General features: G+C 59.5%; 10 protein-coding genes. 9 read left to right on the top strand and 1 reads right to left on the bottom strand.

Features of this window, described 5'->3' with window-relative positions; translation table 11 throughout:
• The first annotated feature begins 315 nt into the window (after positions 1 to 315).
• The 9 genes from PMX72_RS03315 (at position 316) to PMX72_RS03275 (ending at position 11,363) form a co-directional block, all read left to right on the top strand.
• The gene (locus PMX72_RS03315) at positions 316 to 1,569 is read left to right on the top strand and encodes an ATP-binding protein (RefSeq protein WP_271729066.1); all 1,254 of its coding nucleotides are present in this window, start codon (positions 316 to 318) and stop codon (positions 1,567 to 1,569) included.
• Positions 1,570 to 2,109: 540 nt separating this feature from the next.
• The gene (locus PMX72_RS03310) at positions 2,110 to 2,802 is read left to right on the top strand and encodes a GntR family transcriptional regulator (RefSeq protein ID WP_271746136.1); all 693 of its coding nucleotides are present in this window, start codon (positions 2,110 to 2,112) and stop codon (positions 2,800 to 2,802) included.
• 125 nt (positions 2,803 to 2,927) lie between these two features.
• Positions 2,928 to 3,950: a LacI family DNA-binding transcriptional regulator gene (locus PMX72_RS03305; protein ID WP_271729068.1), complete on the top strand. Its 1,023-nt coding sequence runs from the start codon at positions 2,928 to 2,930 to the stop codon at positions 3,948 to 3,950.
• Positions 3,951 to 4,084: 134 nt separating this feature from the next.
• The gene (locus PMX72_RS03300) at positions 4,085 to 5,422 is read left to right on the top strand and encodes a glutamine synthetase family protein (RefSeq protein ID WP_118258528.1); all 1,338 of its coding nucleotides are present in this window, start codon (positions 4,085 to 4,087) and stop codon (positions 5,420 to 5,422) included.
• Positions 5,423 to 5,472: 50 nt separating this feature from the next.
• Complete coding sequence (locus PMX72_RS03295; RefSeq protein ID WP_271729069.1) at positions 5,473 to 6,135, top strand: response regulator transcription factor; 663 nt, start codon at positions 5,473 to 5,475, stop codon at positions 6,133 to 6,135.
• Between the two features lie 208 nt (positions 6,136 to 6,343).
• Positions 6,344 to 7,804: a S1C family serine protease gene (locus PMX72_RS03290; protein ID WP_271729070.1), complete on the top strand. Its 1,461-nt coding sequence runs from the start codon at positions 6,344 to 6,346 to the stop codon at positions 7,802 to 7,804.
• 250 nt (positions 7,805 to 8,054) lie between these two features.
• Complete coding sequence (ligA, locus tag PMX72_RS03285; RefSeq protein ID WP_271729071.1) at positions 8,055 to 10,283, top strand: NAD-dependent DNA ligase LigA; 2,229 nt, start codon at positions 8,055 to 8,057, stop codon at positions 10,281 to 10,283.
• Positions 10,284 to 10,551: 268 nt separating this feature from the next.
• Complete coding sequence (locus tag PMX72_RS03280; RefSeq protein ID WP_271729073.1) at positions 10,552 to 10,944, top strand: type II toxin-antitoxin system Phd/YefM family antitoxin; 393 nt, start codon at positions 10,552 to 10,554, stop codon at positions 10,942 to 10,944.
• Entirely contained in the window at positions 10,941 to 11,363 is a 423-nt protein-coding gene (locus PMX72_RS03275; protein WP_271729074.1) for a type II toxin-antitoxin system VapC family toxin, read from the top strand. Before PMX72_RS03280 ends, PMX72_RS03275 begins: the two co-directional genes overlap by 4 nt.
• A gap of 375 nt (positions 11,364 to 11,738) precedes the next feature.
• Here PMX72_RS03275 and PMX72_RS03270 read toward each other — a convergent pair whose 3' ends face one another.
• Entirely contained in the window at positions 11,739 to 13,139 is a 1,401-nt protein-coding gene (locus PMX72_RS03270) for an MATE family efflux transporter (RefSeq protein WP_334203760.1), read from the bottom strand.
• Positions 13,140 to 13,307: the final 168 nt, after the last annotated feature.

Genomic DNA, 13,307 nt, shown 5'->3' with positions numbered 1-13,307 from the left:
AAATCTGGCCCCATCGCACCATTGCGGCTTCATGGAGTAGCGCCCGTACGCATCGAATTTCTCCTCTCATAGATGTGCGGCACAAAGAGCCCCGAGTTCATACGAGCTCGGGGCTCTTTTCGTTTGGATTGCAGACGTATTGACAGACGAAAACAGTCTGTGTCCGGTATTGAGCCATACGAAAGCGAAATTATGCGTCTTAATTCCGTACGCAAATAAAGACGAAAACCGTTTGCGTCTTTGATAAATCAGTACGCAAACGGTTTTCGTCTTATAATACGGTTATGAATGGTACGAAACGAGAGGGTTGTGCATATGGTTGTTAGAGAGAGCCCTACAGTCGAATACGAGGAAAGCGTTACGCCGACGTTTCTTAAAACGGTGAGCGCCTATGCAAACTACGGGACGGGCAAGATTGAGTTTGGCGTTGATGACGAGGGCGTGGCTGTCGGCCTTGCAGATCCGGTCGCAGAGTGTCTCCGCATCGAGAACATGATTAATGACAGCTTGGATCCCGCTCCCCGTTACACGCTCGAGCCCGATGAGAAACACGGGACCGTAATCCTTACGGTTTATGAGGGCCAGGACAAACCCTATCGAAGCAAGGGAAAGGCCTACAGGCGAAACGATTCGGCAACGGTGGAGGTCGACCGGTTTGAGTATGGCAGGCTGACGCTCGAAGGCAGCAACGTAACGTTCGACGCGCTCACGTCGGCTCGCCAGGACTTGAGTTTTCACACGCTCGAGCATAAGTGTGTTGAACATCTCGGCATTTCCGAGCTAACGCCGGATATTATGCGCACGCTTCGCTTGCTCGGCAAGGATGGCTATACCAATGCCGCGGCGATTTTAGCGGATAAGAATGATTTTCCAGGCATTGACTGCGTCCGTTTTGGCGATACCGAGGATGTGATCTTGGATCGCGAGGCGGCGACAAATGTATCCGCAATTGAGCAGGCGGACAGCGCGGTGGCTATGTTTGCACGCTACTACCGTTATGAGCGTATCGAAGGGATGGAGCGCGTCCAAACCGATCGAATTCCTCTTGAGGCATTCCGCGAAGCTGTTGCAAACGCTTTGGTGCATCGGACGTGGGACGTTCGAGCGAACGTTCAAATTGCCCTGTACGATGATCGTGTCGTTGTGACCTCCCCCGGATCGCTGCCCGCCGGTTTGACGACAGAACAATACCTGTATGGGCAGATATCCGTGCTCAGAAACCCCATCGTTGCAGAGGCCTTCTTAAAGCTGGATTATATCGAGAAATTTGGTACGGGAATTGCGCGCATTAGACGTGCCTATCGCGATTCGATCAATCAACCAATTTTTGATGTTCGCGGCGGCATGGTGGCCGTCACATTGCCCGTTACCGATGCCTTTGAAGGGTCCGAGGAAGAGGCCCAGGTTCTCAAGGCCTTGTCGGGCGGGCGAATTATGTCGCGAAGCGAGATTGAAAAACAGACGGGGCTGAGCCGCATGCGGACGTTGGCGGCACTCGAATCTCTGCTTGAACGGAATGCAATCGTAAGGCAGGGAACCGGGCGGGCCACGAAATACGAGCGCTCATAGTCCAAAAGAGCTATGGTACAAGACGGACCCCAAGCCAGCGTTGGCTTGGGGTCCGTTATATCCCGGATGGTAACGGGCCGATTATTGTCAAGTTATAGCAAAGTATAGCGACGTACAGCAAAGTATAGTGAGATATAGCAAGCCGTATAGTGCGCCTTGATTTTCAACCCTTGATTATCAACCGTCCGTATTTCACAGCAACTTATAACAGGCTCGGGGTGCCAATTTGGGGTGCAGTAGTGCTGCGCCACGAAAAGGGCCTATCTACTACGTTTAAGCCGCAGGGGTCAACCATAGCCGGCTTTTTCGAAAATCGACAAGCTGTCTACCTGCGGTTTTGTTTTCACGGTTTTCGGTATGGCCGAGGCTATCCGTGTTAACGTAGTAGATGGGCCACTTTTGTGGCAAGGGGGCCGATCTGCGGGCCAGGGTAGCTAAAAGAGCCCCGTCCCAAAAAGACTGATTGGGAGCTGGGGCGTGTCGATGCGATAGTATTACGTGGTGAAATTCGACAAACCGTGGGCTTCATCCGAGGGCTTTATGGAACAACACCAGCATTATCAGAGCCTGCAAGATCAGGCATACAACGCACTGCGCTCCAAGATCATCTATGCCGAGCTCAAGCCCGGCACGCGCCTTTCGGCGATTGGTCTGGAAAAGGAGACGGGAATCGGGCGTACGCCCATTCGCGAGTCCTTTGTGCGCCTGCGCGAGCAGGAGCTGGTGGAAACGCGTCCCAAGAGCGGCACCTACGTCTCTAAGATCAGCATGGAACACGCCGAGAATGCCTGTTTCTTGCGCGAGAAACTCGAGAGAAGCGTGCTTATTAAATGCTGTTCGGCCGCTTCGCCCGAGCAAAAGTATCGGCTCGAGCAGATTCTTGCCGAGTCCGAGTCGCTCGACCATAGCGAAACGCGTCGTTTCTTTGACCTGGACAACCTGTTCCATGAGACGTGTTTCGTGATTGCCGGTCGTCACATGCTGTGGGATTGGATGAAGAGCGTCAACACGCATTTTGAGCGATACAACTGGTTGCGTATGGTGTCGCAGGACCTGGATTGGGAGCCGATTCGTCGACAACATCGTCGGATTCTCGAGGCCATTAAGAGGGGCGATACCGACACGGCGAGCTACCTGGCAGAGACGCACTTGCATCTGATGCCCGAGGAGCAGGGCCCGGTTATCGCCTTGCATCCTGACTATTTCGAGCTGTCCAAAGATTCGTCTATCTAGCCCATCATCGCATCTGCTCGAGGCGCAAAAACGATGCCGCTCACCTACAACGTTTTGCAAGCGAGATTTTTAAAAAAATGCCTAAAATGGCTCAGACTGCCGACAATTGGGAAACGGGGTGCGCTATGGCGCAGATGAGAATCAAGGACATTGCCGCCGAGGCGGGCGTGAGCCCGGCCACGGTTTCGCGCTATCTCAACAACCGCCCCGGGCAGATGACCGAGGAAACTCGCGCGCGCATCGCGGCGGTTATCGATCGCACCGGCTATCGCCCACGTGCCGCCGCGCGCAATCTGCGCAGCTCGCGTACCAACCTCATCGGCGTGATCCTGGCCGACATCGCTAACCCGTTCTCCAGCGCCATGCTCGAAGGGCTTTCCGCCAGTGCCGCCGCGCGCGGCTGCTCGCTTATGACTGCCATTAGCGGCAATGATTCCGCCAAGGAAGCAGAGTCGCTCACCAGACTTATCGATGCCGGCGTGGACGGCCTGGTCGTCAACACCTGTGGCGGCAATGACGAGGCAATCGCCGCGGCAGCGGGACGCTTGCCCGTCGTGCTGCTCGACCGCGATATTGCCGCCGGCGGTGTCGATCTGGTGACCTCCAACAACCGTGAGCTGGTCGCCGGCCTGGTAGACGCCTTGGCTGTCGCGGGCAGCGAGCGCCTGTGCCTGCTCACCGAGGCAAGCGACGACAGCCCTGTGCGTCGCGAGCGTGCCGAGGCCTTTGTCGACGAGCTTTCGCGCCGCGGCCTTGCGGGTGAGGTCGTCACCCTGGCCGATGGTGGCGTCGAGGGTGTCAGTCGCCTGGACGAGACCATCCGTGACTATGCGGGAAAAAAGCTCGGCCTCATTGCCGTCAACGGTCTGGTCTTTCTGCGTCTGACCGAGGCACTGGCACAGTTGGGACCCTCGTTGCCGGCTGGCCTCAAGATTGCGACGTTTGACGACTATCCCTGGAACCACGTGCTCTTTGGCGGTGTGACCACGGCCGCGCAAGACACCCTTACCATTGCCGAGCGCGTAGTCGAGCGCCTGTCCGAGCGCATCGACGTCGTTACCACTACGGTGGGCGACGCCGCAAAGCTCGCCCCCAAGCGCATCGAGGTCCCCGGCCGCATCGAACACCGCGCTTCGACCTCGCGCTAGCCGCTCGTTCGCAACGGCCTGCTCGCGCACGTTTTTTGAGCGCTTGATACGCTTTAACCCTGCGGAAACATTTTTCTGCGATAGTATCTGCGGTATAGACCAGTCGAAACCCGCCCGAAAGAAAGGGGAGCGACATGAACCAGCAGAACATCGATTACGTACTCCGCTCCGTAGAACAGCGTGACATCCGCTTTGTGCGTCTGTGGTTTGTCGACATTCTCGGCCGCCTCAAAAACTTTGCCATTAGCCCCGAGGACCTCGAGGTCGCATTTGAGGAGGGCATTGGCTTTGACGGCTCGGCCATCGAGGGCTTTGCTACGCCCGAGGAAGCCGACATGCTGGCGTTCCCTGATGCCTCGACCTTCCAGATTTTGCCGTGGCGTCCGAGCCACAACGGCGTCGCCCGTGTGTTCTGCGACGTGTGCACTCCCGATCGCGAGCCCTTCGCCGGCGACCCGCGCGCTGCGCTGCGCCGCATGTTCCATAAGGCCGAGAAGGCCGGCTACCTGCTCAACGTTGGTGCCGAGCTGGAGTACTACTATTTCCCCGACGAGCGCACGCCCGAGCCGCTCGACAATGTGGGCTACTTCGATCTTTCGGTGAGCGACGCCGCGCGCGACCTGCGCCGCAACACGGTCCTTACGCTCGAGAAGATGTCCGTGCCCGTGGAGTACACCTTCCACGCCGCCGGTCGCTCGCAGCACGGCATGAGCCTGCGCCACGCCGAGGCCCTGAGCATGTCCGACGCCATTACCACGGCCAAGCTCATCATTAAACAGCAAGCTTACGAGAGCGGTTGCCACGCCTCCTTTATGCCCAAGCCGTTGGCGGGCGAGGACGGCAGCGCCATGTTTTTGCATCAGTCGCTGTTCGACCACGACGGCAACAACGTCTTTTGGGGCGAGGCCGACGAGAGGTACCATCTCTCCGACGTCGCCAAGCACTACATGGCCGGTATCTTGGCGCACGCGCGCGAGATCAGCGCCATCACCAACCCCACCGTCAACTCGTACAAGCGCATCACCACGGGCGGCGACTCCGTGCCGCAGTACGCCACGTGGGGCCTGCGCAACCGCGCAAGCATGGTTCGCATCCCGGTCTACAAGCCCGGCAAGCAGCTGTCCACGCGCATCGAGCTTCGTAGCCCCGATCCCATGGCCAATCCGTATCTGGTCAACGCCGTCACGCTGGCGGCTGGTCTCGACGGCATCGAGCGCAAGCTGGAGCTCCCGCTCGAGGCCACGGCCGAGACGCTCAAGCTCAACGACCGCCAGATGCTCGAGGCCGGTTATACGCCGCTGCCGCGCTCGCTTAAAGAGGCACTCGACGTCTTTGAGGACTCGCAGTTTATGAAGGATGCCCTCGGCGAGCACATCCATAGCTTCTTCCTCAAAAAGAAGCGCGACGAGTGGCATAAGTTTGAGTCCACGATCACCGAATGGGAGATCAAGCACTACCTGGCGAACTCCTAATCGCGCTGGCTTGTCCCAGTACGATTGAGCTCATTTCTTTGGAGGCCGATATGTCCGAAAAGAGTGCCCTGTTCATGGCGCGCACGACGCGCTTCCACGAGTTTGCCCGCAGCTTGACGACCACCATGGGTGTCGAGGTGAGTCTGGCCACCCCCGATTCGCCAACTGCGGCGCACGACTTTGACCTGCTGATCCTCGATTCCGATGGCATCCGCAGCGACCGCATCGATCAGATTGCCAAGTGGCTCGACGATCGCGGCGGCGTTCCCATGCTGGTGATCGTCGACGACGAGGCGCTCGGCACCCTGCGCCTGCCGAATCATGCGCATGCCGACTTTGTATGTCCCACGGCGACGCCCAACGAGCTCAAGGCTCGTGCGCAGCGTCTGATGGGCGAGGAGGAGCCCGTCGCCTCCGATGATGTGCTCAACATCGATAACCTTGAGATCAACCTGGCCACCTACCAGGTGACACTCGATAGCGAGCCCATTGACCTGACGCTGATGGAGTACTCGCTGCTGAGTTTTTTGGCGACGCATCCCAACCGCGCCTACAGCCGCGAGGTACTGCTGCACCGCGTGTGGGGCTTTGAGTACTGCGGCGGTACGCGCACCGTCGACGTGCATATCCGACGCATCCGCTCCAAGGTGGGCCCGCAGATCGCGGCACACATCACCACCGTCCGCGGCGTGGGCTATCTGTTTAAGGACTAGATTTCCGCCACAAAGGGAACAGGCGCCTTTGTGGCGGTTTTGCCACAGGTGAGGGGCTCTTTCGGGTCTGCAACAGAACTTAAGCCTTCCTAAAAGATTGCGTTCTCATACACTTGCACCCGCATATTGGGGTACAACTCAACGTGAACAATGATGGCCCGCCACATGTTTGGCGGGCCTTTGGTTATTTGACGAAAGGATCGCAGCTATGAGCGAGAACGATTCCCAGCGTCCCCAGGATGCGGGCAACGCCGGCGAGACCCAACAGCAGCCGCGTGTGCAGGTAGAGTCGACGCCTGCCGACAGCAACATTCCCTACGTGCAGGCCTACGACACGCAGACCGGAAAGCCGCTGGGCAGCCAGCAGGTTGTAAACAAGCACACAGTGGTCAAGACTAAGACCAAAAAGCTGCCGATCTTTATTACGGCGCTTGCCGGTTGTGCCTGCGGCGCCCTGCTGGTCATTGCGCTCATTATGAGCGGCACGCTCAACATTGGCGGCGGCAAGAATGCCGTGACGGCGGGTGCTTCGGGTTCATCGACGCAAAAGATTACGATTGATTCCGAGGACACCACGCTGGCCGAGGCCGTTTCTGCCAAGGCCCTGCCCTCCGTGGTTTCCATCACCGCCACTTCGAGCGGCGGCCAGAATGGCTCGCTTTCGCAGTCTGCCGACGAGTCGGACAACTCGGGCAGCGTCGGTTCGGGCGTGGTGCTCGATACCGAGGGGCACATCCTTACCAACAACCACGTGGTCGATGGTTACGACCAGTACGTGGTGACCATGGATGACGGCACTACGTACGAGGCCGAGTTCGTGGGCAACGATGCCTCGAGCGACCTGGCCGTCATCAAGCTCAAGGACGCCGATGCTTCCAAGCTCACGCCGATCGAGATCGGCGACTCCTCCAAGCTCAACGTGGGCGAGTGGGTCATGGCGATCGGCTCGCCGTTCGGCAACGAGCAGTCTGTCTCCACGGGCATTGTGTCGGCGCTGTATCGCTCCACGGCCATGAGCTCTACCAGCGGTAACACCATCTATGCCAACATGATTCAGACCGATGCTGCCATCAATCCGGGCAACTCCGGCGGCGCGCTCGTTAACGACAATGGCGAGCTCGTGGGTATCAACTCGCTCATCGAGAGCTACTCGGGCTCCAGCTCGGGCGTTGGTTTTGCCATTCCCGTTAACTATGCCAAGAACATTGCCGACCAGATCATCGACGGCAAGACGCCGGTGCATCCGTACCTGGGCGCCACGCTTTCGAGCGTCAATGCGCTCAACGCTCGCACCAACAAGCTGAGCACCGATAGCGGCGCGTACGTGGCGAGCGTTGTCGAGGACGGTCCTGCCGCTAAGGCCGGTATCCAGGAGGGCGATGTCATTACCAAGCTGGGCGACGACGAGATTACAAGCGCTGACGGCCTGATCATCGCGCTGCGCAGCCACGAGGTGGGCGAGAAGGTCGAGATCACGCTCGTGCGCGGCAAGGAAGAGAAGAAAGTCACCGTCGAGCTGGGCTCCGATGAAGAGTTGCAGAGTCAGCAGCAGGACGACAGCTCGACCGACACTGGCAACGGCGGTATTACCGACGAGCAGCTGCGCCAGTATCTGGAGGAGCTGCTGGGCCAGCAGGGCCAGGGTCAGGGCTACGGTCAGGGTTTCTAACGAGTCGTATCGCACATATCGAGGCCAGAGGGGGCTGTCCCATCAACGTGGGACAGCCCCTTTTTTTCTTATTGATCCGTTGGAGGCGGAGGAAAACGGATCATTTAGAAATGGCAAGGGCATGGTTTGATCGCGCGATCCACCCCGGTCTGACGGCTGCCGATTCGGTGCGGTTCGAAAGGGTTATTCGGCCCCATTGCGACCGGTGGTACTCTAGTATCCGTTTGAAATCGAGCGAAGGAGTGCCGCTATGGAGCAATCGAGCCTGTTTGGTGACGGCGTGGACATCGATACCAAAACGCCCGCGAGCGCGGATGCCGCCGCACCGGCCGATGCCCGTGCCCAGGCCGCCGCGCGCGCGGCTGAGTTGCGCCACGAGCTCGATTACCACGCCTATCGCTACTACATGCTCGACGCGCCCGAGATCACGGACGCTGCCTTTGACAAAATGCTCGTTGAGCTGCAGGAAATCGAGGCGGCCTACCCCGATCTGGTGACGCCCGACAGCTATACCCAGCGCGTGGGCGGCTACGTGAGCGAGCAGTTTACGCCGGTCACGCACATGGCGCGCATGTATTCCATGGACGATGCCATGGACCTGGACGAGCTCGACGCGTGGCTCCAACGCACTGAGGATGCGCTCGGTGCCGGCAGCGTCACCTATACCTGCGAGCTTAAGATCGACGGCCTGGGCGTGGCGCTTACCTACCAAAACGGCACCTTCGTGCGTGCGGCCACACGTGGCGATGGCGCCACGGGCGAGGACGTGTCGCTTAACGTGCGCACTATCAAGGATGTGCCCATGCATCTGTCCGAGCCGGCGCTCGCCCACATGGGCGCCGACCGCGAGCGCACCATCGAAGTACGCGGCGAGGTCTATATGCCCAAGGGCAGCTTTGTGCGCCTGAACGACGAGGCCGATGCCGAGGGTCGAGACCCCTTCGCCAACCCGCGCAACGCCGCCGCCGGCAGCCTGCGCCAAAAGGATCCCAAGGTCACGGCGCGTCGCGATCTGGCCACCTTTATCTACGCCATCGCCGATACTGATCCGCTGCACGTCCACAGCCAGCGCGAGTTTCTGGACTGGCTGCGTAGCGCCGGATTTAGCGTCAACCCCAACGTGGCACGCTGCGCCACGCCGGCCGAGGTCCACGAGTTCTGTGCCCAGGCGCTCGAGCACCGCGGTGACCTGGACTACGACATCGACGGCGTGGTCGTAAAGGTGGACAGCTTCCAGCAGCAGCTCGACCTGGGCTTTACCGCCCGCGCGCCGCGCTGGGCCATTGCCTTTAAGTTCCCACCCGAGGAAAAGCAGACCGTTCTGCGCGAAATTCGCATCCAGGTGGGCCGCACTGGTGTGCTCACGCCGGTCGCCGAGTTCGACCCGGTGACGGTCGCCGGCTCCACCATCGCGCGCGCCACGCTGCACAACATCGACGAGATCCGCCGCAAAAACGTGCGCGAGGGCGATACCATCATCGTGCACAAGGCGGGCGACGTGATTCCCGAGGTCGTGGGCCCGGTGCTCGACAAGCGCCCGGCCGACAGCGTTGACTGGCAGATGCCCGAGGTCTGCCCCGTGTGCGGCAGCCCTGTGGTCCACGAGGATGGCGAGGTCGCTTACCGCTGCGTCTCCATCGACTGCTCCGCGCAGCTCAAGGAGCGTCTGCTCCACTGGGTGAGCCGCGGCTGCATGGACGTCGACGGCCTAGGCGACGAGATCGTCGACAAGATGATCGCCGCCGGGCTGATCCACGATGTCGCGGACTTCTACCAGCTCACAGTCGACGACATCGCCGGCCTGGACACGGGGCGCACTTATGCCAGCTCCAACAGCAAAAAGGGCGTCAAGAAGGGCGACCCCATTCCGGTAGGCCTCAAGACGGCCGAGAAAATCATCGCCGAGCTCAACAAGTCCAAGAGCCAGCCGCTCGGTCGCGTGCTGTTTGCCCTGGGCATCCGCCACGTGGGCAAGAGCGTGGGCGAGGTCATTTCCGAGCGATTCCTGTCGATTGACAAGCTCATCTTGGCGAGCGAAGAGGATATCGCCGAGTGCGAGGGCATCGGTCCCAAGATTGCGGCGAGCGTCAAGCAGTTCCTGGCCGTGCCCGAGAACCTTGCCGTGCTGGAGCGCCTGCGCCAGGCGGGCCTGTCGCTCGAGGTCGACTTGGGCGCCGCGCACGCGCAAGCCGCGGCCGACGCTGGCGTGGCAGGCGAGCTTGCCGACGCACAGCCGCTTGCGGGTCTGACCTTCGTGCTCACCGGCACGCTCGTCAACCGCACGCGTGACGAGGCGGGCGCGGCGCTCAAGGTGCTCGGCGCCAAGGTCTCGGGCAGCGTATCCAAGAAGACGAGCTATCTAGTCGCCGGCCCCAAGGCGGGCTCCAAGCTTACCAAGGCCGAGCAGCTGGGCGTACCCGTGCTGGACGAGGACGCACTCGAGCAGATCTTGGCTACTGGTCAGGTGCCCCAGGCTTAAGACATCGATAATCAAATTAGAAAACCTCCCGGAAACGCTTTCCGGGAGGTTATTATTTGGGCGTGGTGGCAGGTGGCATGATCTTCGCCACGTAGCTTGCTGAGGGTGATCCTGCGGAGCGGTGTCGTTCCGGAGCGATAGGAGATTCATACAAAGCGGAGGGGTCTGCAATGATGAATTGTCCCTCATTGTGGTGATTCTCATATACGTTAACATTAACATTAACGTGTATACTGAGCAGTGAAGATATATGTTGAGAGGAGCCGTTATGGTTACCGTCGCATTTTCGGAGCTGCGCCAAAACCTTACGCAGGTGGCCGAAAAGGTTGCCAATGAGGGCGAGGAGGTTGTGGTCTTCAAGCGGAGCAAGCCGTTGTTCAAGATCGTACCGCTCGACTATCAAGGCCCGGTTGCAGTGGAATATGACGCTGCCCAGGAACGTGGGGGCGCAAAGCCGACGTGCGGCACGGACAAGCCCAAGCGCGACGTGGGTACGATGTGGCATCCCAAGATCACCTGGAAGGAGATTCGCGAGATGCTCGCGGAGGATGAGGACTACCAGGAGTATCTCGATATCGTGGCTAAAATGCCAAAGGGAACGCCGCTCGATACGATGACGGTTGAAGATGAAAAGCGCGTCGCGAGGGAGCGCTACCTATGAGGGCTTTTCTCGATACCAATTTTCTGCTCGATTGCGTGCTTCCTGGTCGGCCGGAGCATGGGGCGGCGCAAACCATCAAGGGGCTTGTTGACGTGGGGCTTATCGAGGGCGTTGTTTCGGCCTGCTCTCTCAAGGACGCATATTACATTCTCACCAAACAGGCCGGCGAGGCGCGCGCCCGCGAGGTGGTGCGCGACTGCCTTAAGAGCTACTCGTTAGAGCCTCTCGACCAAGAAGCTTGTTTTACCTCCGCCTATTCCGATGAGCCGGATTTTGAGGATGGCTGTATTCGTGCGATGGCCGAGCGTGCCGGTGTGGACTTTATCATCACGCGCGATCGCGCCGCTTTTGTACGCTCGACTATCAAGACCTTCTCGCCCGCAGAGTTCATCCGTGCATTTCCGATACCGGAGGAGTAAAACCACCACGCCGGGGAGTGTCCCCGGCGTTTAGCGAGCTTGTTGGGAGGCTCTCGGCCCAGTGACTGTTACAAAAAACGGCTATAGCAAATTTGTCGTACTCCGATCTGAGGACTATGACCTCATGGTTCAGGAACAGGCTAAGGCTCGTCTGATGGCTCGCATAGCTGTGGCCGAACGGGAGCGTGCTGCTGGCACGGCACGTGATGCCTTTGAGGCAAAATATGGCCTATAACGTCAAGATTCTGCCTACAGCTGAACGTTTTCTAGGCAGTTCTTATCTGGACGGGGCAACCGGCACCGTGATCTGCGTCACGTAGGTTGTGGGGTCGTCGCTGATGATGTCATCGATCAGGGTGATCTCGCGTCGCCCCGCTACGCTACCAGTTTGTCAAAAGCCCCGCGCCGGTTGAGCACGGTAAACGCGACAACGCAAATGACCGCCGACAGAATCGATCCGCATGGCGAAGCGATGCCCATGGGAAACAGCGTGTCGGAATAGGCGTTCGACAGCAGCCACGCGCCCGGTACGCGAATGAGCGCCACGGCCAGCACGTTGTGTGCAAAGCCGATGTAGCTCTTGCCGTATGCAGCGAAAAAGCCGCTAAAGCAAATGTGGATGCCGGCAAAAATCGCGTCGAAAATATAGCTGCGCATATAGCCGGTACCGGCCGCGACCACCGCGGCGTCCTTGGCAAAAAAGCCAATAAACGCCGGCGCCACCAGCCACATCAGCACCGTGATCAGGCAGCCGTACACGACCGAGATGGTCATGGCATCCTTGAGTACCTGACGCGCGCGGTCGCCCTTGCCCGCGCCGGCATTTTGCGCCGTGAGTGCGCTGACGGTGGCACCCATGGAACTCGGCACGATGAACAAGAAGCTGATCATCTTCTCGACCAGGCCCACGGCGGCGGCGTCGACCAGGCCGCGGTGGTTGGCGATGACGGTGATAAACATAAACGCCACCTGGATGCAGCCGTCCTGCACGGCCACGGGCACGCCGATCTTAAGAATGCTGCCGAGCACCTCGGGCTGGGGGCGCAGGTCGCTGCGCTTAACGTGGATGTTTGTGCGACGGCTCTTGAGCCACACGAGCGCGAGGGCAACGCTGGCTGTCTGCGCGGTCACCGTGCCGAGTGCCGCGCCCACGGGGCCGAGCCCCATGTGGCCGATAAACAGAAAATCAAGCGCGATATTAATGATGCACGCCACGCCGATCACGTACATGGGCGAGCGCGAATCGCCCAGGCCGCGAAAGATGGCCGAGAGGATGTTGTATGCGGCGATAAAGGGAATGCCTACAAAGCAAATGCGCAGGTAGGCGGCAGTGCCTTCGACCGCCTCGGCCGGCGTGCCAATGAGTGCCACGATCTGCGGGCACAGTGCGAGCAAGACAGCGGCCAGCACCACCGAGACACCCATAAAGAGCGTGATGGTGTTGCCGATGGCAACCTCGGCGCGGTCGAAGCGGCGCGAGCCCACGGCGTGGCCGACGATGACCGTCGTTCCCATGGCCAGGCCCACGAGCGTCACGGTAATGATATAGAGCGTCTGCGCGCCATTGCCCACGGCGGTGATGCCGGCGGCGCCGCTAAACTGTCCCATCATGTACAGGTCGGCCATGCCGTAGAGCATTTGCAAAAAGTACGAGAGCATATAGGGCAGGGCAAAGACCGCGATGGTCTTGAGGACATTGCCGCGTGTGAGGTCGTGTTCCATGGGCGGGGCTTTCTGGCTGGGTTTGTTTACGTACCAGTGTAGTGAAAACCCTATAACGATTGTAGAGTCAAGGTTTGTATTGGCGGCAGGGCGAAAAAGTCACGCTCGCGTTCATTTCTAATTGAATACGGGCGCGTGCCCTGTGAGCATGGCGTCTGCACTAGCCTTGCAGAAATCGATTTCGCATCACTTGACACCGCCGCACGGCGCGCCATAATACGT

Source organism: Collinsella aerofaciens, from assembly GCF_028207065.1.
GTDB lineage: Bacteria > Actinomycetota > Coriobacteriia > Coriobacteriales > Coriobacteriaceae > Collinsella > Collinsella aerofaciens_AR.
This window is presented reverse-complemented; position numbering and strand designations above follow the sequence as displayed.

What these genes read in the sequence shown, in the direction of transcription:
- PMX72_RS03315 (WP_271729066.1), top strand. Translation starts at nt 316, where the DNA reads ATGGTTGTTAGAGAGAGCCCTACAGTCGAATACGAGGAAAGCGTTACG.
- PMX72_RS03310 (WP_271746136.1), top strand. Translation starts at nt 2,110, where the DNA reads ATGGAACAACACCAGCATTATCAGAGCCTGCAAGATCAGGCATACAAC.
- PMX72_RS03305 (WP_271729068.1), top strand. Translation starts at nt 2,928, where the DNA reads ATGGCGCAGATGAGAATCAAGGACATTGCCGCCGAGGCGGGCGTGAGC.
- PMX72_RS03300 (WP_118258528.1), top strand. Translation starts at nt 4,085, where the DNA reads ATGAACCAGCAGAACATCGATTACGTACTCCGCTCCGTAGAACAGCGT.
- PMX72_RS03295 (WP_271729069.1), top strand. Translation starts at nt 5,473, where the DNA reads ATGTCCGAAAAGAGTGCCCTGTTCATGGCGCGCACGACGCGCTTCCAC.
- PMX72_RS03290 (WP_271729070.1), top strand. Translation starts at nt 6,344, where the DNA reads ATGAGCGAGAACGATTCCCAGCGTCCCCAGGATGCGGGCAACGCCGGC.
- ligA (WP_271729071.1), top strand. Translation starts at nt 8,055, where the DNA reads ATGGAGCAATCGAGCCTGTTTGGTGACGGCGTGGACATCGATACCAAA.
- PMX72_RS03280 (WP_271729073.1), top strand. Translation starts at nt 10,552, where the DNA reads ATGGTTACCGTCGCATTTTCGGAGCTGCGCCAAAACCTTACGCAGGTG.
- PMX72_RS03275 (WP_271729074.1), top strand. Translation starts at nt 10,941, where the DNA reads ATGAGGGCTTTTCTCGATACCAATTTTCTGCTCGATTGCGTGCTTCCT.